At 66.9% G+C, this 24157-nt stretch carries 22 protein-coding genes and 1 pseudogene; 14 read left to right on the top strand and 9 right to left on the bottom strand.

Annotation, left to right across the window (positions count from 1 at the left end; translation table 11 throughout):
* Positions 1-90 precede the first annotated feature (90 nt).
* The 3 genes from ACQPZ2_RS33270 (at position 91) to ACQPZ2_RS33260 (ending at position 3581) form a co-directional block, all read left to right on the top strand.
* Entirely contained in the window at positions 91-1524 is a 1434-nt protein-coding gene (locus tag ACQPZ2_RS33270) for an acyl-CoA carboxylase subunit beta (protein WP_063040458.1), read from the top strand.
* A gap of 159 nt (positions 1525-1683) precedes the next feature.
* Positions 1684-3051: a C4-dicarboxylate transporter DctA gene (gene dctA / locus ACQPZ2_RS33265; protein ID WP_433522045.1), complete on the top strand. Its 1368-nt coding sequence runs from the start codon at positions 1684-1686 to the stop codon at positions 3049-3051.
* Between the two features lie 59 nt (positions 3052-3110).
* Positions 3111-3581 (top strand): winged helix-turn-helix transcriptional regulator, encoded by a 471-nt coding sequence (locus ACQPZ2_RS33260; protein ID WP_433522044.1) that lies wholly within the window; start codon positions 3111-3113, stop codon positions 3579-3581.
* Positions 3582-3596: 15 nt separating this feature from the next.
* Here the strand turns inward: ACQPZ2_RS33260 and ACQPZ2_RS33255 are convergent, their stop codons facing one another.
* Together ACQPZ2_RS33255 and ACQPZ2_RS33250 are read right to left on the bottom strand one after the other, a co-directional pair.
* Positions 3597-4082 (bottom strand): hypothetical protein, encoded by a 486-nt coding sequence (locus ACQPZ2_RS33255; RefSeq protein WP_433522043.1) that lies wholly within the window; start codon positions 4080-4082, stop codon positions 3597-3599.
* A 224-nt stretch (positions 4083-4306) separates the two neighbouring features.
* On the bottom strand, positions 4307-5002 hold the full coding sequence (locus ACQPZ2_RS33250) for a nitroreductase (protein ID WP_433522042.1): 696 nt from the start codon (positions 5000-5002) through the stop codon (positions 4307-4309).
* A 709-nt stretch (positions 5003-5711) separates the two neighbouring features.
* Here ACQPZ2_RS33250 and ACQPZ2_RS33245 point away from each other — a divergent pair.
* Genes ACQPZ2_RS33245 through ACQPZ2_RS33235 form a run of 3 tightly spaced genes read left to right on the top strand, consistent with a single transcriptional unit; the run spans position 5712 to position 9814 of the window.
* Positions 5712-6632: an SGNH/GDSL hydrolase family protein gene (locus tag ACQPZ2_RS33245; RefSeq protein WP_433522041.1), complete on the top strand. Its 921-nt coding sequence runs from the start codon at positions 5712-5714 to the stop codon at positions 6630-6632.
* Positions 6629-7891, top strand: a complete 1263-nt coding sequence (locus tag ACQPZ2_RS33240) for an acyltransferase family protein (RefSeq protein ID WP_433522040.1) — start codon at positions 6629-6631, stop codon at positions 7889-7891. Before ACQPZ2_RS33245 ends, ACQPZ2_RS33240 begins: the two co-directional genes overlap by 4 nt.
* Before the next feature lie 18 nt (positions 7892-7909).
* Complete coding sequence (locus ACQPZ2_RS33235; protein ID WP_433522039.1) at positions 7910-9814, top strand: Eco57I restriction-modification methylase domain-containing protein; 1905 nt, start codon at positions 7910-7912, stop codon at positions 9812-9814.
* A gap of 1 nt (position 9815) precedes the next feature.
* Here the strand turns inward: ACQPZ2_RS33235 and ACQPZ2_RS33230 are convergent, their stop codons facing one another.
* The 4 genes from ACQPZ2_RS33230 to ACQPZ2_RS33215 form a co-directional block, all read right to left on the bottom strand.
* The gene (locus ACQPZ2_RS33230) at positions 9816-10436 is read right to left on the bottom strand and encodes a TetR/AcrR family transcriptional regulator (protein WP_387294755.1); all 621 of its coding nucleotides are present in this window, start codon (positions 10434-10436) and stop codon (positions 9816-9818) included.
* 147 nt (positions 10437-10583) lie between these two features.
* Complete coding sequence (locus tag ACQPZ2_RS33225) at positions 10584-10769, bottom strand: hypothetical protein (protein ID WP_063040439.1); 186 nt, start codon at positions 10767-10769, stop codon at positions 10584-10586.
* A 165-nt stretch (positions 10770-10934) separates the two neighbouring features.
* Entirely contained in the window at positions 10935-11450 is a 516-nt protein-coding gene (locus ACQPZ2_RS33220; protein ID WP_433522038.1) for a gamma carbonic anhydrase family protein, read from the bottom strand.
* A 64-nt stretch (positions 11451-11514) separates the two neighbouring features.
* Positions 11515-12474: a GlxA family transcriptional regulator gene (locus ACQPZ2_RS33215; RefSeq protein ID WP_433522037.1), complete on the bottom strand. Its 960-nt coding sequence runs from the start codon at positions 12472-12474 to the stop codon at positions 11515-11517.
* 71 nt (positions 12475-12545) lie between these two features.
* Between ACQPZ2_RS33215 and ACQPZ2_RS33210 the strand changes: the two genes are divergently transcribed.
* The 3 genes from ACQPZ2_RS33210 (at position 12546) to ACQPZ2_RS33200 (ending at position 16066) form a co-directional block, all read left to right on the top strand.
* On the top strand, positions 12546-13313 hold the full coding sequence (locus ACQPZ2_RS33210) for an MBL fold metallo-hydrolase (protein ID WP_433522036.1): 768 nt from the start codon (positions 12546-12548) through the stop codon (positions 13311-13313).
* Positions 13314-13389: 76 nt separating this feature from the next.
* Positions 13390-14505, top strand: coding sequence for an alanine dehydrogenase (gene ald, locus ACQPZ2_RS33205; protein ID WP_433522035.1), 1116 nt, complete (start codon positions 13390-13392; stop codon positions 14503-14505).
* Between the two features lie 49 nt (positions 14506-14554).
* Positions 14555-16066 carry a serine hydrolase domain-containing protein gene (locus ACQPZ2_RS33200; protein WP_433522034.1) on the top strand — a complete coding sequence of 504 codons (1512 nt, stop codon included), beginning with the start codon at positions 14555-14557 and terminating at the stop codon, positions 16064-16066.
* Positions 16067-16107: 41 nt separating this feature from the next.
* On the opposite strand, the gene sigJ is transcribed toward ACQPZ2_RS33200, so the two are convergent.
* Positions 16108-17055 (bottom strand): RNA polymerase sigma factor SigJ, encoded by a 948-nt coding sequence (gene sigJ / locus ACQPZ2_RS33195; RefSeq protein ID WP_433522033.1) that lies wholly within the window; start codon positions 17053-17055, stop codon positions 16108-16110.
* Between the two features lie 294 nt (positions 17056-17349).
* Here sigJ and ACQPZ2_RS33190 point away from each other — a divergent pair, with 294 nt between their 5' ends.
* On the top strand, positions 17350-18267 hold the full coding sequence (locus ACQPZ2_RS33190; RefSeq protein WP_433522032.1) for a cobalamin biosynthesis protein: 918 nt from the start codon (positions 17350-17352) through the stop codon (positions 18265-18267).
* A gap of 113 nt (positions 18268-18380) precedes the next feature.
* Here the strand turns inward: ACQPZ2_RS33190 and ACQPZ2_RS33185 are convergent, their stop codons facing one another.
* Positions 18381-19241 carry an SURF1 family cytochrome oxidase biogenesis protein gene (locus ACQPZ2_RS33185; protein WP_433522031.1) on the bottom strand — a complete coding sequence of 287 codons (861 nt, stop codon included), beginning with the start codon at positions 19239-19241 and terminating at the stop codon, positions 18381-18383.
* 188 nt (positions 19242-19429) lie between these two features.
* Positions 19430-19891 (bottom strand): annotated as a pseudogene (locus ACQPZ2_RS33180) (low molecular weight protein-tyrosine-phosphatase); the annotation flags it as partial.
* 17 nt (positions 19892-19908) lie between these two features.
* Here ACQPZ2_RS33180 and cobC point away from each other — a divergent pair.
* The 4 genes from cobC (at position 19909) to ACQPZ2_RS33160 (ending at position 24129) form a co-directional block, all read left to right on the top strand.
* The gene (cobC, locus tag ACQPZ2_RS33175) at positions 19909-20973 is read left to right on the top strand and encodes an Rv2231c family pyridoxal phosphate-dependent protein CobC (RefSeq protein ID WP_433522030.1); all 1065 of its coding nucleotides are present in this window, start codon (positions 19909-19911) and stop codon (positions 20971-20973) included.
* Positions 20974-21106: 133 nt separating this feature from the next.
* Positions 21107-22228, top strand: a complete 1122-nt coding sequence (locus ACQPZ2_RS33170; protein WP_433522029.1) for a Nif3-like dinuclear metal center hexameric protein — start codon at positions 21107-21109, stop codon at positions 22226-22228.
* A 104-nt stretch (positions 22229-22332) separates the two neighbouring features.
* Positions 22333-22977, top strand: coding sequence for a hypothetical protein (locus ACQPZ2_RS33165; RefSeq protein WP_063040430.1), 645 nt, complete (start codon positions 22333-22335; stop codon positions 22975-22977).
* Positions 22978-23391: 414 nt separating this feature from the next.
* On the top strand, positions 23392-24129 hold the full coding sequence (locus ACQPZ2_RS33160) for a zinc ribbon domain-containing protein (protein WP_433527589.1): 738 nt from the start codon (positions 23392-23394) through the stop codon (positions 24127-24129).
* Positions 24130-24157 lie beyond the last annotated feature (28 nt).

Genomic DNA, 24157 nt, shown 5'->3' with positions numbered 1-24157 from the left:
CGACCAACGCCAAAGTCGGTCGACCCCACCGGTGTTCGACATACGCAGCCGCAGTAGCGGCGCACTTCCTTGAGGTGAGGAGAAAACGCGATGACGATTGTGGCTCCCGCGTTCCGACCAGAAACTGCCACCGATCCGCGTGACCCGCTCGGGCGGCTCCAGCGCTTCTTCGATCCCGGAACTGTGCTACCGCTGCACCCGCGCGACAAGTCCGGTGTGCTCGCCGCGATCGGCGAGGTGGACGGTGTCCGCACGGTTGCCTACTGCTCCGACGCCACCGTCATGGGTGGCGCGATGGGTGTGGAGGGTTGCAAGCACATCGTCGACGCGATCGACACCGCCATCGATTCCGCGATTCCGGTGGTCGGCATCTGGCATTCCGGCGGCGCTCGCCTGGCCGAGGGTGTCGAGGCGCTGCACGCGGTCGGTCTGGTCTTCGAGGCCATGGTTCGCGCATCCGGCCTGGTTCCGCAGATTTCGGTGGTGCTCGGCTTCGCGGCCGGTGGCGCCGCCTACGGTCCGGCGCTGACCGACATCGTGATCATGGCGCCGGAGGGGCGGGTCTTCGTGACCGGTCCCGATGTGGTGCGCAGTGTGACCGGTGAGCAGGTCGATATGGCCACCCTGGGCGGTCCGGAGACGCACGGCAAGAAGTCCGGTGTCACCCACATCGTCGCCAATGACGAGGCCGACGCGCTGCACCGTGGTCGGCGCCTGGTGTCGATGTTCGCCGAGCAGGGCGAATTCGATCTGGTCGCGGCCGCGCACGGTGATGTCGATCTGAAGGCGATGATGCCGGAATCGGCCAAGCGCGCCTATGACGTGAAGCCGATCGTCCACGAATTGCTCGACAACGTCGACGGCGAGTCCTCGTTCGAGGAGCTGCAGGGCGGTTACGCGCGCAGCATCGTCACCGGTCTCGGACGGCTCGGCGGGCGCACCGTGGGCGTGCTCGCCAACAACCCGATCCGCCTCGGTGGCTGCCTGAACTCCGAAAGTGCCGAGAAGGCCGCGCGTTTCGTGCGGTTGTGCGACGCGTTCGGCATTCCGCTGGTGGTGCTCACCGATGTGCCCGGGTATCTGCCCGGTGTCAGCATGGAGTGGGAGGGTGTGGTGCGGCGCGGCGCGAAGCTGCTGCACGCATTCGCCGAGGCACGGGTACCGCGGGTCACGTTGGTCACCCGCAAGATCTACGGTGGCGCCTACATCGCGATGAACGCCCGTTCGCTCGGCGCGACCGCGGTGTACGCCTGGCCCGGTTCCGAGGTCGCCGTGATGGGCGCCAAGGCCGCGGTCGGCATCCTGCACAAGAAGGCCCTCGCGGCCGCGCCGGAGGAAGAGCGTGAGGCGCTGCACGAGCGTTTGACGGTCGAGCACGAGCGTATCGCCGGTGGTGTCGAGCGGGCCATCGCGATCGGTGTCGTCGACGAGGTCATCGATCCGGCCAAGACCCGCAGCACCATTGCCGCGGCATTGGCGGCGGCGCCGGTGCGCAAGAGTCACCACAAGAACATTCCGCTGTAAATCCAGCGGCGAAAGCGGGCTTCGGGATTTCCCGGGGCCCGCTTTTGGTTCGTATTGTTCTCGATATCGGACCTGGGGTGACGGGCATATATCGATCGGGTTTCCGCGCGGCAATGTAGTTGAAACTTTGGTGATACGAATAACTCGTACGTTGCGCGCATGAGCGTGACGATCGAATCCACCGCAGCGACCGACCCGGTGCGCAAACCGCCCTGGTATCGATCGCTATTCCTGCAACTGCTGGTGGCGATCGTGGCCGGAATTCTGGTCGGCAAGCTGTGGCCCGACTTCGGCGCGGATCTCAAACCGCTGGCCGACGGGTTCATCAAGCTGATCAAAATGGTGATCGCGCCGATCATCTTCTGCACGGTGGTGCTCGGCATCGCCCATGTCGGCGATATGAAGTCGGTGGGGCGGATCGGTGTGAAGGCGCTGATCTACTTCGAGGTGATCACCACCTTCGCACTGCTCTTCGGTTTGCTGGTCGGCAACCTGGTGCAGCCGGGTGCGGGCTTTCATGTCGACGCGCAGACCCTGGCGACCGGTGCCGAGAAGATCGCCAAGACCACCAAGAACGGCGAGCTGCCGCATACCGTCGACTTCTTGCTGAATATCATTCCGGCATCGGTGATTTCGGCATTCGCGGAGAATGCGCTGCTGCAGGTGTTGTTCTTCGCGGTGCTGTTCGGCTTGGCGTTGGCGAAGTTCGGCGAGCACGGCCCGCCGGTCATTCTGGAGGCGGTCGATCACATCGGGAAGATCTTCTTCACGATCATCGGCTGGATCATGAAATTGGCGCCGCTGGGTGCGTTCGGCGCGATGGCCTACATCGTTGGGCAGTACGGACTTTCCGCGCTCAGCAGCTATGGCAAGCTGATCGCCTGTTGTTACGGCGCGGCAGTGTTGTTCCTGCTGGTGCTCGCGGTGGTCGTGCGGGTTTTCGCGGGGGTGAGCCTGTGGAAGCTCCTCAAATACATCAAGGACGAACTGTTTCTCGCGCTCGGCACCGCGTCGACCGAGGTGGTGCTGCCGCGGATCATGATCAAGCTGACCCAAGCCGGTTGCTCACGAGCCACCACCGGGCTGGTGATACCGACCGGGTATTCGTTCAATCTCGACGGTGCGACGCTGTATCTGTCTATCTGCGTGCTGTTCCTGGCGCAGGCGCTCGGGGTGGATCTGAGCCTCGGCGAGCAGATCACGGCCGTCGGCGTGCTGATGCTGACCTCGAAAGGCATGGCGGGCGTGCCGGGTTCGTCATTCCTGGCCCTGTCTGCGACGATCACCGCGATCGGGCACGGATCGATCCCGGTGGCGGCGGTCGCGCTGCTGCTCGGGGCGGATCGGCTGATGGATTCGATGCGGGTCACGGTGAATCTGCTCGGCAATTGCGTCGCGACATTTGTGGTCGCGAAGTGGGAGGGGCAGTTGGATTCGGAGCGGATGCGCAAGGTGCTGGACGGGGAGGAGGTGCCGCCGTTGGAAGACAAGGATCCGATGGTCGCCTACACCGCTGAAGAAGCTTGACCTCGGTGCCCGGCGGGTAAAGCCACCGCCGGGCGCCGCGGGCTCGGTAGCATCGACAGGTGCGCTACGAGGAACTTGCCGATGAGCCGTGTTCGATCACACGGCCGCTGGTGATCCTGGGCGACCGCTGGACCCTGGTGATCCTGAAATATTCGTTCGCGGGCGTCCGGCGGTTCAACGCATTCCAGAGCGCGCTCGGCATCTCCCGGAGCCGGTTGCAGGATCGGCTCGATCGGCTGATCGAACACGGGATTCTGGTCAAACAGAAGGCTGCCGTCGGCGCGCACGAGGAGTACCGGCTGACGCCGAAGGGACACGATATCTACCCGATCCTGATGGCGATCCGGGATTGGGGCGATACCTATATGGCACCCGAGGGTCCGCCGGTGCACTACCGCCATTCGGACTGCACCGGCGAAGGACATATCAAACTCGAATGTGACTCGTGCGGAACCGAACTCACCGCACGCGACATCTCCGCCGAGCCGGGTCCCGGCTTCACCTCCCAAGACGGACGTCAGGCGGGCTAACCGGCGGCGGCCCAATTATGAACCGAGGCGGGCCTTTTCCGATGGGTTGTCGCGGCTGACGCACTCCTGGTACGGGTTCGGGGTGCCGATGTGCTCCTGGCAGTCCCAGGTGGTGGTGCCGACCGTGATGGGGATGACGAAGCCGACGTCCCACAGATCCGATTGCACGGCATAGGCATTGGTGACCGCGACGGCGGTGGGGCAGGCGGCGTCGCCCCTGGTGGTGACGGCCGAGACGGCCAGGTCGAAGGGGCCCGCGCCGCAGAAGATCGTGGTGGGCTCGGCGACCGGTGGGGTGGTCGGCGGCGAGGTGGTGATCGTGGTCGGCGGCTCGGTGGTCGGGGTTGCCGCCGCATAGGTGGTGGTGGGGTGTGTGGTTGTCGCGCGCGCGGTAGTGCTCGTTGCCTTGGCGCTGTTGTTGTTCTCCTTGTCGCAGGCCGCCAGGCCGAGCACGAGAACCGCGGCCGCGATGACTGTCGAGAGTGCACTGATGGAACGCATAAAAGCCGACCTCCTCGTTGTGCAATCAACGGCAGGGGGTTGCCGAACCCACCCCCGATTCGTTCCGCCACCCTAGCGCGGTGGGCAAACGCACAGGCGATGTTCCGTCGGCGTGCCGATCGGGGGTACAGGTCGGGCGGCCCCCCGTACCCACCGATCGGCTGCCGATCGGTGGGTACGGGGGAGGCACGGTGTCGGGGGCCTGCGAAACAAGGATCGCGGCGTCAGGCGCTGTACCAGGTTGCGACCTGGTCCAGGTCTTCGCGGGCGGTGCGGAAGGCATTGACCGGGTGGTCCGGGGCCGGATAGCCGAAGGAGATCGCGGCGACCACTCGGCGGTTTTCGGGCAGGTCGAAGTAGGTGTGCAGGAAAGGGGAGTAGGAGGCGAGGGCGGCTTGGGGTGCGGCACCGAGGCCGAGGCTCTGGGCCGCGAGAAGGAAGGTGCCGATGTAGAGGCCGCAGTCGATGGCGCCGTAGACGCCGAGGTCGGCCTCGGTGGTGACGATCGCGACGTGCGGGGCGTCGAAGAGTTCGAAGTTGCGCATGGCTTGGCGCATGGTGCCTGCCTGATCTCCCTTCACGATGCCGACGCTGTCGTAGAGCTGCAGGCCGCATGCGCGTCGACGATCGCGGTAGGCGCCGGTGTACTGCGCGGGAAAGGCGAAATCCGGTTCCGGCGCGGCGATTGCGACGTGTTCGAGGAGTTCCTTGCGGAATCGGTCGGTGCCCGCGCCCTCGGTGAGGACGATTTGCCAGGGCTGGGTATTGCACCAGGACGGGGTGCGCTGAGCCAGTCGCAGTAGCGCCCCGATGGTGTCGCGAGGGACTCGGTCGGATTTGAACTGACGGCAGGTCCATCTGCTGTCGAGGATGTGGCTCAATGCCGTGAACTCGTCGGTCTGCAGGCTGGTCGGGCTCATGGGCACCCTCTCGAGTTGGTCTTATTTCGAGACTGAACGCTAGCATCTGTGGTCTCGTTTTGGAACCGGCGAGGTGGGATCATCGGGCGTATGGTGTTGCTTGCCGAAGTTAATATGGCGGTTACATTCGTGGAACCGGTTGGGGTGCATACGCATTGACCGGGCTTGTTAGCGAAAATGCTTGGCCCACTTCGGGATACGCGGCGCACCGAGCGCCGGAAGCGAGGTTCGGGCGGTCGGGGTAATTCGGTGAAAGATGCCACGCGGGTCCGATTCGGCTCGTAGTCTCCCGACTAGACTGAAAAGCAAATGCTCCTGATTTATACTGGAACGGGGATAGTGTTGAAGGTTCGTCTTGCCACCGTGTTCGCTTGCGGTGCAGTGCTTCTCGGTGTCACCGGATGCAGCGAGGGTACCGAATCGCATGGCGATCACACCCCAACCAGTGGGCCGGTTGAGACCAGTGCACCGGCGCCGACCAGCGCCGCGGTCCAGTCGACCATTGCATCCGAAGCCCCGGCTCCGCCCGCGCCGGAAGCGACATCGGTAGCCCCGCCGCCCGCCGCGGCACCGGAACCGCAAGCGCCACCGGCTGTGCAGGCGCCACCGGCCGTGCAGGCGCCGCAGCCCGAACCCGCCAAGCCCGCACCGACATTGACCGCCCCCGGATTCGAACCGCGCGCGGGCTACTGACAGCGGAGGAAACACCGTGAACAGCAAGCTCTCTCGTCGTTGTGCCAGATGGCTCGGGGTGGTGACGGCGACCGTGGCGGCTGTGGCCGGATTACCCGCGGCGGAGGCGGCTCCGCCCGCCGCGCCGGGTAGCGCCCTGGTGGTGCTCGGCGATTCTTTCGCCGCCAATGGGTTTCGATGGGAAGCCGATGCGAAGGAGTGTCTGCGCGGACCGACTTCATGGCCGACACAGCTGAGCCGATTGATGGGTGTCGCGGGTGCCTCCGACTTCGTGGACGTGTCGTGCTCCGGCGCGGCGATCGAGACCGAGCGGGGTTATTCGCTGGTTCAGGAGGCGATCAACGCCGATAAGGCGGGGGCATTCGGGCCGCGAACCAAGTTGATCGCAGTGCAGTTCGGGCTCAACGACACCTGGGGAGCGAATCCGGCCACACTGTGGACCTCGCTGGTTCCGTGCGTCTTCAATGTCGCCGAGGGGTGTGGGTTGGAGGCCGCCGCACAGGGGCGGATCACCGACTATCGGGGCGTATCGGGTGCGCAGTATGCCGAACGCATCCGCGCGGTGGTCGAATATCTGCGGTACTACTCGCCGCAGGCGAAGGTCGTGCTGGTCGGCTATCCGGAACTGTTCCCGGCCGGGCAGAGTTTCACCTGCATCAGCGTGCTCGGTGTCGGGCAGTACGTGCAGCCGCGGGGTGCCGGGCTGGTCGAATATCTGGATCGCATCGATGCGGCGCAGCGGGACGCGGCGGCGCAGCTCGGAATCGAATACTTCGACTCCAGGGCGCTGACGGCCGGTCACGGATTGTGTTCGGCGCAGCCGTGGTTGAACGGTGTGCTCGATCCGCGCGCGGATCCGGTCGGGATTCCGTTTCATCCATCGGCGCACGGGGATTCGGTGATCGCTGGAGCGCTGTACGAGCGGTACGGCAAGTGAAAACCGAGCCCACGGCGGATCCCGCCGAGGCACGGCCCGCACTCCCTTCGCTGACCGGTGCGCGATGGTGGGCCGCGTTCGCGGTATTCCTGTTGCACGCCTTGGTTTTTCTGCCGGTCTATCCATTTCAGAAGTCCGAGTTGTTCCGGCAGATCCACCAGGTGATGCCGATGCAACTGGGCGCGGCCGGGGTCACGTTCTTCTTCGTGCTGTCCGGGTTCATCATCTACTGGTCGTTCCGGCCCGGAAATTCGGTGCCGCGCTTCTATTGGCGGCGGGTGTTGAAGATCTATCCGACGCATCTGGTTGCGACGGTGGCCTTCATCGTGGTCGCGAGTGTGCCACTGTCGCGGCTGGTGGTGTGGGCGCCGAATGTGCTGCTGATCCACACCTGGGTGCCGAAGTGGACGACGGTGGGCGGGCTCAATGTGCCGTCCTGGTCGCTGGGTGCGGAAATGCTTTTCTACCTGAGCTTTCCGCTCGCCTTGCCGCTGGTGCGGCGCATTCGCGGGGAGCGCGTGTGGTGGGTGGTCGCCGGTTTGCTCGTGCTGATCCTCGCGCTGCATACGGCGTACTTCCTGTGGGTACCGGGTCCGAAGGGCATCGCGAATGCCTTTGCGCCACGGCTCGTTCCGGGAGATGTGTCGCCGTACTTCGAGTTGCATGCGTCACCGGCCTGGTTCGCACAGCCGGATATCCCGGTGGCGCCGTCCTATTGGCTCAGCTACACGTTTCCGGCGTCGCGGCTGCCCGAATTCTTCCTCGGCGTACTCGCCGCGCGGCTGGTGCTGGAGGGGCGCTGGCGCAACACCCGGCTGGATTGGCCGCTGCTGGCCTTGGCCGTCGCCTTCGCGGCCACCTGGGTGGTGCCGGTGAACTACAAGATGTCGGCGCTGCTGCTCGCACCGATGACCGCGGTGGTAGCGACGCTCGCGGCACGGGATCTGGCTGGTCTGCGCGGCCTGAACGCCTCGCCCAGGATGGTGTGGCTCGGCAATATCTCCTTCGCCTTCTATCTGATCCAGTTCCCGGTCATGGTGCTGATCACCCGGCTGTTCATCGGCGGACGACAGTTCGGCCCACTCGGCTGGCTCGGGTTCGCCGGGCTGAGCCTGATCGTCGCGATAGCGGCGGCGGCCGCGATCTATCGCTGGGTGGACGAACCGCTGATGCGTCGCTTCGCCGGTCGCCGCGCCGTGCGTCCGCCCGCGACGCCGCGAGATCCGGTCGACCGCGTTACCGCCTCGGTTGGGCCGTGACGAGGCAGAATCCCAGGCATGACTCCCGGCGAGCCGGCTGCGCGCGACCGCAAAAGGCACGGTAGGCACTACACGCCACCCGCCCTGGCGCGCTTTCTCGCGCAGCGGCTGCTCGAACATGCGCCGCCGCCGGTTGACATCAGGAAGCCTGATGGCGTGGTGCGGGGCACAGCAGCACCGGGCGCTGGAGTGCGGGCCTCGAGCGCAGGGGTGCTACGGGTGCTCGATCCGGCCTGCGGGGACGGTGAGCTGCTGCTGGCGCTGGATCAGGTTGCGCGGGAGTTGGTGCCGGGGGTGCGGGTGGAATTGGTGGGGTATGACCTGGATGCGGCCGGGGTGGCGGTGGCCCGGGAACGGGCGGCGGCCGCGGGGGTCGCGATCGAGTGGCATATCGGGGATTTCCTGACCGAATCGGCGGGGATCGCGGCGGGGTCGTTCGATGCGATCATCACCAATCCGCCTTATGTGCGGACCCAGCAGTTGGGTGGGCCGACCGCGCAGCTGCTCAGCAAGCAGTTCGGGTTGCAGGGGCGGATCGATCTCACGCACCCGTTCGTCGCGGTCGCGCCGCGGCTGCTGCGGTCGGGTGGGGTGCTCGGGTTGCTGTGTGCCAATCGGTTTCTCACTACAAAGGCCGGTGCGAATATTCGGAGTCTGCTGCGCACCGAGTTGGCTCCGGTCGAGCTGTACGACCTCGGTGATACGAAGTTGTTCGAGGCGGCGGTGCTGCCCGCGGTCACCATCGCCACCCGGACGGCAGCCCGCGCGGTCTGCCGCTATGTTTCGGCCTACGAGGTCGATGCCGCCGAAATCGTCGGCGGAACAGATCTTTTCGAGGCACTGGCGGCCGAACACAGTCACTGTGTCGAGCACTCTGGGCGCACTTTCGCGGTCGAGGTCGGTACGTTGGCGACGGGCGATCAGGCGGTGATTCGCGGGGCATCCGGTGATGGGAAAACGGGTGATCGAGCAAACCGCGGCGATCCGGTGGTATCGGGCCCGGTAGTCGCTTGGCGGGTCGCCGCTTCCGGTCGTGATGACGACGTGGACGCGGCGGAATCCGTTGCCTGTGACGCGGACGGGCACAGCGGCGCGTGGCGAATGTCCCGGCCGGAGGTCGACAGGTGGTTGGCCGAGGTGGAGGCGGGGACCTGGCGGACCTTCGGCGCCGTGGGGCGGATTCGGGTGGGGATCAAGACAACTGCGGACCGGGTGTTCATTTCCGATCGGTGGGCGCAGGTGCGCCCGCGCCCGGAGGGGGAGTTGCTATTCGATTTGATCACCCATCAGGATGTCGATCCATGGCGGATCTCGCGTGCGCGCGACGTACAGGTGCTGTATCCGTACGACCCGGCGCAACCTGCACGGATGCCGGTTGACCTGCGAGAATTTCCCCGGGCCGCGGCATATTTGGAGTCACATCGGGAGACGTTGGCCGGCCGGAAGTATCTGACCGACAGCGGCAGGGAGTGGTTCGAGATCTGGGTGCCGCAGCGGCCGCATCTGTGGCGGGTGCCGAAGGTGGTCTTTCCCGACATCAGCGAGCGGCCGCGATTCGCCCTGGATCGGTCCGGAGCGGTGGTGAACGGGGATTGCTATTGGATATCGCTGGCCGATCTCGGCGTGGACGGCGCCGCGGAGCGATTGGCGTATTTGCTGATGGGCGTCGCGAATTCGGCGTTGGGCCTGCGGTTCTACGATGCGGTGTGCGGGAATCGGCTGTATTCGGGTCGGCGGCGGTGGATCACCCAGTATGTGTCGCGGCTGCCGCTGCCGGATCCGACCACGATGCGGGCGGGTGGCGTCGTCGAACTGGTGCGGGAATTCATCGACGACGGCAGGGAGCCCGACGCGAATTCGCTCCGCCTGCTCGATGAATGGGTGGCGGCGGCCTTCGGCACCCGTATGTTCGAAATGCGTTGAGTTATGCGGTGGCCCGGACACCGACCATCGGCAGCAACGTGCGTCGCGCGAAATCTCGACCCGCCGCCACATCATCGATCGGAATGAGCCCGTCGGGCGTCAATGCCAGCGACAGGGCCAGCCGCGCCATGATCTCGGCGACGAGTTCGAAGTCGAAATCGTCATCCGCACCGCTGCGGAGTTCGCGCAGTTTCTCCGCCAGATAGGTGCGCCCGACCGCGATGATCGGTCCGGCCTCCGTGGTCAGTCGGGGCAGGATGAGATCGGGTTCGGTGCGCAGCAGTCGCCGCAACAACTCGTTGCCCGCGATCTCGGTGATGACCGCGACGAAGATCTCGATCAGCTGTTCCTCGACGCCGTCGACCTTCTGCACCCGCTTATCGATCTCGGCGACGAAACGCTGCGCCTCGCGCACGCTGACCGCCTCGACCAGATCGTTCTTCGATTCGAAGCGGCGGTACAGGGTGGCCGGGCTGATTCCGGCGCGCCGGGCGATCTCGCCCATGCTGGTGCGTTTGATGCCGAAGTCCAGGAACGCCGACAGCGCGCTCTCCAGCAGCTTCTCACCGTCGCTGACGGGCTTTTCCAGGATGCGCTGGAGGATGGGCGGAACGGTCGGCATCGAAGCTCCAGTCGAATCGGCTCGGGACGCCGATGGTGTCTGGGCGTCGCGACGGTGCGGGTGCGTGCCGTTCATTATTTCACCGGGTCGCGGCGGTTCGACCGCGGATCGGCACCAGAGCTCGACCGACAACAGGCAGACGCGCGACTATGTGCGCGGCAGATCCAGTTCCGCCATCTCCTTTTCGATCGCATTGGCGGCGAAATCCACCCCGCTGGAGCGCAACTCGTGCACTCGCCGCTGTAGCGCCTCGATCCCACCCGGCTGGGCCGCGATATCGGCCACGCTGATCCGCCCCGACGGCCGGTGCATACTCTGCTGCACGTACGCCACCGTGTTACCTCCTGCCTGCACGCTCTGCGGCCACCATCCGGTGGGCTCGCCCTCCGCGCTACAGGCCACTCGACAGCTGTGTCGGCGGGAGACCCCGGCATACCGGGCACGCTGGCAGAATGCTATCAGCGATTTAGTTTGGTCAATTGATCAGTGTGCTCTGTCTCACACCTGTTTCGCGTCTCGGTGGTTGGCCATGTTGTGCAGGTACACAGCGCTATTGATTCGGATCCCGTCCTGTTCGGCCTCGCTCAACTCGCGACGCACCTTGCCGGGCACCCCCGCGACCAGCGAGCCGGGCGGAATCTGCGCACCCTCCGGAATCAGGGCATTGGCGGCGATCAGACTGCCCGCGCCGATGACCGCGCCATTGAGCACCGTGGCGCCCATGCCGACGAGCACATCGTCGCCGACGGTGCAGCCGTGCAGGATCGCATTATGTCCCACCGAAACTCCGGTGCCGACGATGAGCGGGAAGCCGGGGTCGGCGTGCAGTACGCACCCGTCCTGAATATTGGTGCGCGCGCCGACGCTGATCGCCTCGAGGTCACCGCGCAGTACCGCGCTGTACCAGATGCTCACCTCGGCGGCGAGTTGCACGCGTCCGATTACGGTGGCGTTCGGTGCGATCCACGCGGTTTCGTCGATTTCGGGCGTATGTCCGCTTACCTCGATCCTCATGCCGAAAACATAAGGGGACGGAAAGCGGCGGAGCCGACGGGGTGGGCGAACACAGCTGGAGCTGCTACTCCGCCGGGACCGGTGTGCCCGAGAACAGCGCGCGGTGCGCGGCCGGGCTGGTGCCGAGGATGCGGTGGAAGTGGTGGCGCAGGCTGACCGCGGTGCCGAAGCCCGTCTCGGCGGCAATGCGATCCATGGTGTCGGTGGTGGATTCCAGGAGCAGCCGGGCGCGGTCGGCGCGTTGTTGCAGCAACCATTGCTGCGGGCTGTTTCCGGTGCGTTCGCGGAAGCGGCGGGTGAAGGTGCGTCGCGACATGAGCGCGATGCGAGCCCAATTGTCCAGGTCGATCGGTTCGCCGAGATTCGTTCGCGCCCAGACCATTGCGCGTTCGATCGGATCGTCGTCGGCGGCTTCGGGTACGGCGACCGGTATGTACTGGGCCTGGGAGCCGCTGCGGTGCGGGGCGGTCACGAGCGACCTGGCCAGTTCGGTGGCGGCCCGGCTGCCGAGGTCGTCGCGGACCAGGTGCAGGCAGCAGTCGAGGGCGGCGGCGACGCCTGCGGAGGTGACGATGTCGCCGAGGTCGGTCCAGAGGGTGTCGGCGCGGACCCGGACGTTCGGATAGGTCGCGGCCAAATCGGCGGCCGCGGCCCAGTGCGTGGTGATTTCCCGGCCGTCCGCCAGACCGCTCGCCGCCACCGCGAAGGAACCCAGGCACAGGCCGACGATCCGGGCACCCCTGGCGTGAGCTCGATGCAGTGCGTCGCGCAGTTCCGCCGAGATGCCCATATCGCGCTGCCAGCTCGGGATCACCACCATGTCGGCGCGCTCGAACGCGTCGAGTCCGGTCTGCACGACGATGTCGAAACCGGCCGGGGTTCGCAGAGTGCCGGGATTTTCGGCGCACACCTCGACGCGGTAGTCGGGTGTGCCCTCGGTGCCGACCCGGCCGAAGACCAGCGTCGGTACCGACAGGTGGAAGGGGATAACCCCGTCGAAGGCCAGGGCGGCGACGGAACGCATGGCCTGATCTTATCGCTAAGCGGCTCACGGGCCACTATTGATCGAATATCGGGACGACAAGTATTGATCCCATGACCGAGACGATTGCACGCACCACCATCGAAGCCCTGCACATCGGCGGGCCGACCCTGCGTTTCCGGTACGGCACCCTGACTTGGCTGACCGATCCCACCTTCGACGCCCCGGGCGACTACTCCGGCCCGATCACGCTGCACAAGCTCACCGGCCCCGCCGTTTCGGTGGACCAGGTGGGGCCGGTGGACGTCGTGCTGCTGTCGCACGACCAGCACGACGACAATTTGGACCACTCCGGTCGTGAATTCCTCTCGACCGTGCCGACCGTCTTGTCGACGCCGGATGCGGCCGATCGCATCGAAGGTGTTCGGGGAATGGCGAATTGGGAGACCGTCACGTTGGGTGAGGTGCGCGCGACGGCTGTACCCGCACTGCACGGGCCCGAGGGGTGCGAGTCGCAGACCGGCGTGGTCACCGGGTTCGTATTGCAGGCCGAGGGGCTCCCGACCGTGTACGTGTCGGGTGACAATGCCTCGGTCGAGGTCGTCGAGCAGATCGTGGCGCGGATCGGTCGGATCGATATCGCGATCCTGTTCACCGGTGCCGCGAATGTCGGCCGGTTCGGCGATATCGATCTCACGCTGAATGCCCGTACCGCGGTGCAGGCCGCCGAGGCGTTGGGTGATGCGGTGATCGTGCCGGTGCATGCGGAGGGATGGGCGCATTTCAGTGAGACGCTCGAGCGCCTCGAGCGGATTTTCGGGTACGCCGGGCGGGGCGCGCAGCTGCGCATTCCGAAGCTGGGTGAGACGTTCGCTGTGTGAGCGCGCTCGGAAAACCGGCGGTGCGCTCAGCGCGGCGGTCATGGCGCCGGGACCGTCGGTGGTCCACGATGGCGATATGAGGATCGCAATTCCGCGGGAGGTCAAGGAGCAGGAGTTTCGAGTGGCGCTGACCCCGGCCGGTGCCGGGGAACTGGTGCGGCACGGGCACGAGGTGCTGATCCAGGCCGGTGCGGGGGTGGGTTCGGGATTTTCGGATGCGGACTATGTCGCCGCGGGTGCCCGGATGGTGCCCGCCGCCGAGCAGGTGTGGTGGGAGGGCGAGTTGGTTCTGAAGGTCAAGGAGCCGATGGCCCTGGAGTATCCGCGGCTGCGGCGGGAGCAGGTGCTGTTCACCTATCTGCATCTGGCCGCGTCACGCGAGTGCACCGATGCGATTCTGCGGTCCGGAATCACCGCGATCGCCTATGAGACGGTGCGGGCGGCGGACGGGTCGCTGCCGCTGCTCGCACCGATGAGCGAGGTCGCGGGCAAGCTCGGCCCACAGGTCGGCGCGTATCACCTGATGGCGCCGCTCGGCGGCGCCGGGCTGTTGCTCGGCGGAGTACCGGGGGTGCTTCCGGCCGATGTGGTGGTGCTCGGCGGTGGTGTCGCGGGGACGAACGCGGCCGCGATCGCGGCCGGGATGGGCGCGAAAGTCACTGTGCTGGATACGAATTTGACGCGACTGCGCGAGCTCGACGCGCGGTTCGAAGGGCGTATCTCGACGGTGGCCTCGAATACGGTCGAGGTCGAACGGGCTGTGCTGGCGGCGGATCTCGTCATCGGTTCGGTGCTGGTGCCCGGCGCGCGGGCGCCGAAGCTGGTGTCCGAGGAACTGGTTCGCGGTATGCGGCCGGGGTCGGTGCTGGTGGATATCGCCATCGATCAGGGCGGGTGCTTCGCCGGTTCACACCCGACGACGCACGCGAATCCCACTTTCCGCGTGGCTGATTCGCTGTACTACTGTGTGGCGAATATGCCGGGTGCGGTGCCGCATACCGCGACCGTGGCGCTCACCAATGCCACCCTGCCGTATGTGCGGGCGATCGCCGACCACGGGTGGCGCGAGGCGTGCACGGTACATCCCGATCTCGCATACGGGGTCACCGCGGATAACGGGCGGCTGTTGTCGGCGGAGGTTGCGGCGGCGCACGGATATTCGATGCCCGAGCCGGTTGGGTTGGCGGGCTGAGGTGGTGCGACCGTGGTTCCGCGGACGCGCGATGAGAAGGGCAAACGCGGTGACTGTGGAGTACCTGCGGCGGGTAGTGGTGATCGCATTGCTGCTGGCGCTGTTGCCGTCGGTCGGTACCGCGGTGGCGGCACCGGCGGCGGAGGGCGTCGATCCGGCGGCGGTGGATCGGTATATGTCCGAATACCTTTCCCGGACACGGTTGCCGGGGGCTTCGATCGCCATTACCCATGGGGATCGGGTGGTGTACGTCGCGGGGTACGGTCACGATTCGAACGGTGCGGCGATCAGTGCGACGTCGCGCATGCCGATCGCCTCGGTGAGCAAGTCCATGACGGCGCTGGCCGTGATGCAGTTGGTCGATGCGGGGAAGGTGCGGCTCGACGCGCCGGTGCATGAGTACCTCGCCGACTTCCGGTTGGCCGATTCGCGCGGTGATCGGATCACCGTGCGAGAGCTGTTGAATCAGACGTCGGGGATGTCGGATACCGCTTTTCCCGATCTGCGGCGGCCGCAGGCGGATTCGCTGGCCGGGGCGGTCGAGCGACTACATGCGGCGAAACTGGCCGCCGATCCGGGGACGGAATTCCACTATCACAACCCGAACTACCAGGTGGCCGCTCGGCTGGTGGAAGTGGTCAGCGGGGAGCCTTTCGCGGACTATATGCGGCGAAATGTATTCGGTCCCATCGGGATGCGCGACAGCACGACGGTGAATTCGCCGCGCGAGGCCGAGGATGTGACGCACGGATACATTCGGGCATATGGCTTCGCGATACCGGTTGCCGAGCCCGATTGGTTCGTCGGTGGTAGCCACGGTGTGATCACCACGGCCGCCGATCTGGCCGCGTGGCTGATCACCCAGAACAATGGTGGCGTGGCACCGGACGGGCACCGGGTGGTGTCCGCGGCGGCGGTGACCGAGATGCACACACCCTCGGGAGTCGGCGACGACGAGTACGGAATGGGTTGGCAGCGCGAACAATCCGATCAGATCGTGCACTACGGTGACTGGTTCACCTACACCGCCGCACAGGTCCTGGTGTCCGACACCGGATACGGGATCGCTGTCATAGCCGATACCGGCTTGGCGCTCGAGGACGATCCCAGGATCATCGCGCAGGGCTTGGTCGAGCTGACCCAGGGCGAGTCACCGGATGTGCACCGCCCGTGGGGCATCTACGCCGACTGGGGCATGGCACTGCTTACCCTCGCGACGCTCGCTCTCGGTGTGCTCTGCCTGGTGCGATCGCGCCGCTGGGCCGATCGGCAGACCACCCGGCCCAGCTGGCTGATCGCCTTGCGCCAATTGCCCTATCTCGCCCCGATCCCGATCCTCGTCGCGCTACCACAGCTCGCCGGTCTGGTCTTCCGCGGCCGAGCACCGACTTTTCTCCAGGTGACCTACGTCTGGCCTGGTCTCGTGGCATTTCTCGGCATTGCCGCGTTGGCGGGCGCGGGTGTTCTTCTCGCTCGCGGTGTCCGGCTCATCATGTTGCGGCGCAATCGATCCGGGACCGATATCGAGCGAGCAGCGCCCGTGGACCGAGCGCCCGCTTAGCGGACAGCGGCCCGCACATCGAAATGTGCAGGCCGCGTGGGTTATTCGGCGTTCGGGCCGAGGTACCAGTCGGGGGCGCCTTCGGTGGGGAGGTCGTGCAACTTGTCCGGGTTGCGGACGACATTGATCGCGACGATGCGGCCGTTGTCGATGGTGAAGGAGAAGACGCCGGTGTGGGTGCCGTCGAAGACGACCAGACCGGGCGCGCCGTTGACCAGGACCGCGCGGCCCCACGCGCCCGCCGTGGACGGTGCGTGGTACCAGCCGAGCAGCATCTTCGCGATGAGTTCGGCGCCGCGCACGGGCTGGCGGATAGCGGGGACCTTGCCGCCGCCGTCGGCGGTCAGGCTGACATTGGCGTCGAGCACGCCGAGCAGCGCGCTCAGGTCACCCGAGCGCCAGGCGACCGCGAAGGCCGAGACGACCTTCTCCTGTTCGTCGGGTGAGGCCGGGAAGCGGGGCGTGCCGTCCTCGACGCGCTTGCGTGCGCGCGAGGCGAGCTGACGCACGGCCGCGGGCGTACGCCCGACGACCTCGGCGACCTCGGGACCGCTCATACCGAACACATCCTGCAGCACGAAGGCGGTGCGCTCGGCGGGGGAGAGGGATTCCAGTACGACCAGCAGCGCCGTGGTGACGCGCTCGTCCTGGGTGATCCGGTCGGCCGGATCGTCCCAGGTGGTGACCTCGGGCTCCGGCAACCATTCACCGACATACTGCTCGCGCCGGGCGCGGGCCGAACCGAGCTGATCGAGGGCCAGCCGCCCGGTGACCGTGGAGAGCCAGGCCCGCAGATTCTCGATCTCGCCCGCGGTCCCGGCCTCGTACTGGCGCTGCAGCCGCAGCCACGCCTCCTGCACCACGTCGTCGGCATCGGTGAGACTGCCGAGCGTGCTGTAGGCGAGCCTGCGCAGATACGGGCGGTGCTCCTCGAAACGCCGAGCCAACTCGGCCTGGTCGCTGGGTTCGCAGGAGTGGTCTGCAGTCACTGGTCTCGCCGTTCGGTCGTACGGCCCCGTCAGGGGCGAGCTTATGCGTCCGTCACCCTGATGACGACGCAGGGCTAGCGAGTGTGACATCACCGCCCTCCGAGCAAGTAGGCGGGTCGAGCAGCGATCGGCAGCGCAGCGCTCTCGGGACAATTCCGCGCTCGGCACCGAGGGCGCACAGGGCATCGGTCGTAATCGCGGTACGTATCGGTTGATGATGCGAGCGCCCGTGGGGCGGACTCGTGCGCCGGGCGCGGGCGTGGTCGGGAGGTGGCGACCGGCTACCCTCGCCGAGTGCAGACGGGGACTTCCACGGCGGCCGGGTTGGTGCTCGGGTTCGCCCTCGACCGGGTATTCGGTGATCCACGCCGATGGCATCCGGTGGCCGGATTCGGTACGGCGGCAACTGCGCTGGAGCGGGTTACCTACGCCGATCGGCGTTCGGCGGGGGTCGTGCACGAACTGGTGTTGGTCGGTGCGACAACGGCGTTCGGGTTCGGGCTACGGCGCGGTGGGGTAGTCGCGACCACGCTGGCGACGTGGACGGTGCTCGGCGGGCGCAGCCTGGTGCGCGCTGGTCGGGAGATGGCCGACCGGCTAGAGGCCGGTGATGTGGCGGGTGCGCGAGCGCTGCTGCCGTCGCTGTGCGGGCGGGATCCGGAGGTGCTCGATGCGGACGGATTGGCCCGTGCCGCATTGGAATCCATTGCCGAGAACACCTCGGACGCGACGGTCGCGCCGCTGGTGTGGGGTGCGATCGCCGGTACGCCGGGTTTGCTCGGGTATCGCGCGATCAACACCTTGGACGCGATGATCGGCTACCGCAACGAGCGGTACCTCCGCTTCGGTTGGGCCGCCGCTCGTGTCGACGATCTGGCGAATCTGTTGCCCGCGCGCGTCACCGGCATGCTCACCGCCGTCCTGGCCTCTGCCGTGGGCGGTCATCCGGCCGACGCCCTGCACGCGTGGCGACGAGATGCGTCTGAACACCCCAGCCCCAATGCCGGGGTCGTCGAGGCCACGATGGCAGGTGCGCTCGGTGTCCGCCTCGGCGGGCGGACTCAGTACCGCCATGGCGTCGAACTGCGTCCCAGCCTCGGCGACGGCCCTGCGCCCCAGGTGGCAGATCTTCGTCGCGCTGTACGTATGTCGGAGGCTATCCAGGTCGGGGCGGTCCTGACCGCTGCGCTCTGGGCAATTCTGCGTCGCTGACTCGGCTCGCCGCATGCACTTTCGCTTGGCGAAATCGGCCGTGAGAAGTCCTCCGGCCAGCCGACCGAGGATCTGCTCCCCGGGACCTCGTCCCAGCCGTGCGCGGCTAGTGCTCAGCGAGTACCGCCGTAGCGGTCGGCAAGGCGTTGCTCGTTGCTGGATGCCGGTGCAGGGCTTGGGGTTTCGGTCGCGGCGGGTTGCGGGGTAGCGGTGGCCTTTCCCTTGCGGCGCTCGCGGATCTCGGCGTAGACGAAGTAGCCGAGGCCGAGGGGAGCCATGATGCCGAAGGCCAGCCATTGCAGGCCGTAGGAGAGGTAGGGGCCCGCGTCGAGTTGCGGGAGGGGGGTGGGGGTGAAGGCGCCGGGCTGGTTTTCGCTGAGCTGCAGGTAGCCACCGCGTTCGCCGGTGGCGATGACGGTAAGGGGCGCCTGCAGGACGGTCATCTCCTGTGTGGTGTCCACCGAATACACCTGGCGGTAGCCGTCCTGGACCATCGGGTCCTTACCGGGGGTGACGCCCTCGGACATCCGGATGCGCGCCTCGATCTTCTGCGGTCCGGCGGGCGCGTCCGGAATCTGCGGTGGGCGGGAGCCGTCCACGGCCGCGACGAGACCGCGATCGACGAGCAGGATCCGGCCGTCGTCGAGTTTGAAGGTGGCCAGCACCGAGTAGCCGGGCGCGCCGTCGAGGTGGCGCAGGCGGACCAGCACGGTCGAGTTCGGCATATAGCTGCCGGTCGCCGTGACCCGTCGCCATTCGGCGTGCGAATCGGTGCTCTGGTCGTCCAGGACGGTGGCGATATCGATCGGGGCGGCGTCCACCGAATCGGCGATCAGTTGGTTGCGGTGCGAGGTGGTGGTGTTCTTGCCGAGCTGCCACGGGGCGAGCACGGTGAAGCAGAGGTAGGCGAAGGCCGCCACGAGGACGGCCAGGATCAGCCAACTCGGGCGCAGCAGGAAGGTCAGTCGGCGCATCACAGGCTTCCGTCGGGGACGGGTTCGTAAGAGACTGATTGGTCTGATTTGTGGCCGGGCTCTTCGACAGCGAGGGAGCCGTCCGTGGACGCGACGACGTCTCGGGATGCGTCGGTGTGGGCCGAGCGAATGGCATCGCCCGGCTCCGTGGCTTGGTCCGTGTCGCCGGTGCGTGCGTCGAGGGCGGCACGAACCCAGTCCAACAGCCCAGGGATGGCGGCCGCGATCTGATCGTGGACCAAGTCGAAGTCGGCGGTGTCGCCGTAGTACGGGTCGGGGACGTCGAGGGCGTCGGCAGCGGGGTCGAAGCTGCGGAGTAGGCGGCGGCGATCCGATGGGATGCCGAGGGTGGCGAGGCGGCGTTCGTGGCCGGAGTCGAGGGCGACCAGCAGGTCGGCGTCGCGGTGCTGGTTGCCGAATTTCGCGGCGACGTGACCGGTTGGATAGCCGTGGCGGCGCAGCGTGGCATTGGTGCGGGTGTCGGCGTCCTCCCCGGCATGCCAGCCGTCGGTGCCCGCGCTGCTGACCCGCACGCGGTCGGCGAGCCCCTCGCGGTACAGCTGTACCGCGAACATCTTCTCCGCCATCGGCGATCGACAAATGTTGCCGGTACAGACGAACGACACGTGCAACTCACCCACGACAGCCATTCTGGCCGGTCGTCCCGATGGATCGCCACGTAGGGTGTTTTCTCGTGTCAGCGGAGAGTGTCGAGCACGCGAAATTGCGTCATCACGGTGACGTCGATGCGCGCCCCGGCATGCTCGACTTCGCGGTGAATGTGCAGGGCGGTGCGCCGCCGGACCGGTTGCGCAACCGACTGGCCGCGCGACTCGACGACCTCGGCCGATATCCGAGCGCGGCCGACGAACTCGCCGCACGCACCGCGGTCGCGGCTCGCCACGGACGCAGCACCGACGAAGTGTTGCTGCTGGCGGGCGCGGCCGAGGGTTTCGCGATGCTGCCCCGACTCGCGCCGCGACTGGCCGCGGTGCTGCACCCCTCGTTCACCGAACCCGAACTGTCGCTGCGCGAGGCCGATATCCCGGTGACCCGCGTCGTACTCGACCCGCCGTACGCCCTCGACCCGGTGCTCGTCCCCGCCGCGGCCGACCTGGTAGTGCTGGGCAACCCGACCAACCCCACCTCGGTCCTGCACCCCGCCGACACCATCCGTGCGCTGCGCCGACCGGGACGGATCATCGTGGTCGACGAGGCCTTCGCCGATGCGATTCCCGGCGAACCGCAGTCACTGGCCGCTGCCGCCGGACCGGACATCCTCGTTCTGCGCAGCCTCACCAAAACCTGGGCCCTGGCGGGTCTGCGCTGCGGCTACTTCCTCGGCGCACCCGAACTGCTGGCCCGCCTGAATCACGGCCGCGCGCACTGGCCGCTCGGCACGCTGCAACTGGAAGCGATCATCGCGACCGCCGAGCCGGATGCGGTCGCCGCGGGACAACAGCGAGCACACACGATCGCCGCCGAACGCGACTCGATGATCGAACGACTGACCGCTCTGGGCATACACGTACACACCCCCGCCGCCGGGCCATTCCTGCTGCTGCGCGTGCCGGACGGTGAGCTCCTGCGAAAGCATCTGGCAGACCAGGGAATCGCGGTCCGCCGCGCAGACACCTTCCCGGGCCTCGGAGCGGATTACCTGCGCGTCGCGGTCCGCGGTCCCGCCGAGGTCGATCGGTTGGTCGCCGGGATTCGCGCGGCAGGAGTTTGATGTCGGCCCAGACGGGTTGTCCTTCGGTATGTCCGCCCCGTGCGAGCGAAACGGATCGGGCGCTTGTCCCGGGCCGTCGGATGATGGCAGGTGATCTTGGTGCGGGCGGAAATCGGGATATGGAGGTAGGCGGATGGTGACGACGCTGGCGGATCTCATCGAGGTGCTCGACGCGGCATATCCGCCGAGGTTGGCGGAGTCGTGGGATTCGGTGGGGTTGGTGTGCGGCGACCCGGGTGATGAGGTGACTCGGGTGCTGTTCGCGGTGGATGCCACTGCCGCCGTGGTGGATGAGGCCATCGACTGGCGGGCGCAGGCCTTGGTGGTGCACCATCCGCTGCTGTTGCGCGGGGTCGACACCGTCGCCGCCGATACGCCCAAAGGCGCTCTGCTGCATCGGCTCATCCGGTCCGGGTGTGCGTTGTTCGCGGCGCATACCAATGCGGACTCCGCTGATCCGGGAGTTTCCGATGCGCTGGCCGATGTGCTCGGTCTCACCGTCACCGGACCTTTGGATTCGAAACCGCGAGCCGCCGTCGACAATTGGGTGGTCCAGGTGCCGCGTTCGCATGCGGATGCGGTGCTGGCGGCGCTGTTCGCAGCCGGTGCCGGTGGCAGCGGAACCTATCGGGACTGTGCTTTGCGGGTGCCGGGAGTCGGGCAGTTTCGTCCGACGACAGGGGCGAATCCGGCGATCGGCGCGATCGGGGAGTTGCAGCAGGTCGACGAGGATCGCCTCGAAGTGATCGCACCGCCCTCGGCGCGCACCGCTGTGCTGGCGGCGCTGCGTTCGGCCCATCCCTACGAGGATCCCGCCTATCACGTCACCGAGCGCGCGGCGTTGCCATCCGGGCTCGGCATCGGTCGAGTCGGCACCCTGCCCGAACCGGAGTCCTTGCGCGAGTTCACCTCTCGGGTCGCCGCCGCGTTGCCAGCCACCACCTGGGGCGTCCGTGCGGCCGGTGATCCGGACCGAACGATCCAGACCGTCGCGGTGTGCGGCGGCGCGGGCGACTCCTATCTGAATACGGTCGCCCGCCTCGGTGTCGACGCCTACGTCACCTCCGACCTGCGCCACCATCCGGTCGACGAACACCTGCGCAGCGGCGGCCCCGCCGTGATCGATGCCGCGCACTGGGCCACCGAATTCCCTTGGTGCGCACAGGCGCAGACAGCAGTCCGAACCGCCCTGCCCGACCTCGAAACCCGCATCTGCACCCTGCGCACCGACCCCTGGACGATCGCCGCTCCGTAATCCGAGCCCGAACCATCCAGTGCCCCGGCGTGTTCGGGGCGTGTTGCCGGACTTGGTATGTGGTTCAGGTGAGTTGACGCGCCCGCTCGGGGTACAACTACCGCATGAACTACCCGGTGGACTTCGGGATCGTGCAGATCGGTCTGATGCTGATCATCCTGGTCGCGGTCGCGTTGCTGATATCGGCGCTCGTCATGGTGCGCAAGGTCGGATTGCGGGTTCTGCTCGGGCGCGGTGCGGGCGGACTAGCGCTGCTGGTCGTCGCGGTACTGCTGCTGTGGGTGATCACGCTCGTGCAGACATTCCTCGGACTGAGCGGGGAGGTCAAGGCCGCGCACGTGGTGGTGAATCAGGTTGCGGGCCAAGACCACCGGCTCGAGGTCGACCTCACCCTCTACGGCGACGAGCATCATCCCGACAAGCACGAGAAATATCAGGTCGAGGGTGACCTGTGGGTGCTGCAGGCCAATATCGTCGAATTGAAGCCCTGGGTGAACGCCCTCGGCTTCCACTCCGGCTACAAGGTCACCCGCCTCTACGGCCAACGTCTCGACGGCGTCGCAACCACCCAGAACCAGATCTTCGTCAACGGCGACGACCAGGACTTCTTCAACGATATGCGCAACCACAAATGGTGGACCGACCCCTTCGTCCGCTCCGCCTACGGCAACGCCGTAATCGCCACGCCCGGCACCTACGACGTCTTCATCTCCCGCGACGCCATCAAAACCCGCGCCCCCGGCAGCTGACTGTACGAGCTACCACCCTGATCGGCTGATCGCTGCGAGATGGCCTCTCGCCCGCACCCGGCTCGCCAAGAGCGCGCATGACGCGGGCCGTGGCATGTTCACCCGCATGCCGGTGGAGAGAGCGGGCAGGTACGGGCGCCGCTTCGCGGGGGCGGACCGCTTCTCTCCGGTCAGCTGTGTTCAGTATGTGGCCGGGCCGGATGGCACGAAACCGCTGTCCGCCCGGCCGGTAGGGACCCATCGAGACAGCGATACGGCTGTGGTAGGAATCCCCGCCCCGCCTCTGTTCCACGCACTTCTCCGCCACTAGTCGTGGCCCGGACCGGATCACCCACCATCCGGGGTACGGTTGAAGACTGGCATCGCCACCTCGCGTGCCCCCATCCGTCCACAGCGTCCAGGAGTTTGTCCGCGTTGAATGTCGAACCACCTGTCCAGGCCAAGCTGCTCCAGCTCGCCGCCGTCGACGCCGAACTGACGCGGATCGCGCATCGGCGCACCGTGCTGCCCGAGCAGCAGGAGGTGGCGCGGCTCGAGGGCGAGCGGAATGCGCACAAGGATGCGGCCGTGGCGGTCGAGATCATGCTCGACGATCTCGACCGCGATATCCGCAAGCTGGAGGGCGAGGTCGACGCGGTGCGCAAACGCGAGGACCGCGACCGCGGCATGCTGACCGCCGGTTCGGTGAACGCCAAACAGCTGTCGGAAATTCAGCACGAGCTGGGCAGCTTGGAGCGACGCCGTTCGGTGCTCGAGGACGAGTTGCTCGAGGTGATGGAGCGTCGCGAGGCGTCGGCATCCGATCATGATCACGCGGGTGCACGCCTCAGCAAGACCGAGCAGGAGCTGGCCGACGCGCAGCGCCTGCGCGACGAGGCGCTGGCGGATCTCGATGTGGCGCAGGGCCGTTGCGATTCCGACCGCAAGGATCTGGTCGCGCTGTTCCCGGACGAACTGCTGAGCATCTATGACCGGCAGCGCACCCAGCACGGCGTCGGCGCCGCGCTGCTGCAGGCCCGCCGGTGCGGCGCGTGCCGGATCGAACTGGACCGCGGTGAGATCGCGCGGATCGCCAAGACCGCGCCGGACGTGATCATGCGGTGTCCGGAATGCGGTGCGATCCTGGTGCGCACCAAAGAGTCGGGTTTGTGAGGTTTCCGGTGCGGGTATCAGTACTCGC

This window comes from Nocardia pseudovaccinii, from assembly GCF_050942345.1.
Lineage (GTDB): Bacteria > Actinomycetota > Actinomycetes > Mycobacteriales > Mycobacteriaceae > Nocardia > Nocardia pseudovaccinii.
This window is presented reverse-complemented; position numbering and strand designations above follow the sequence as displayed.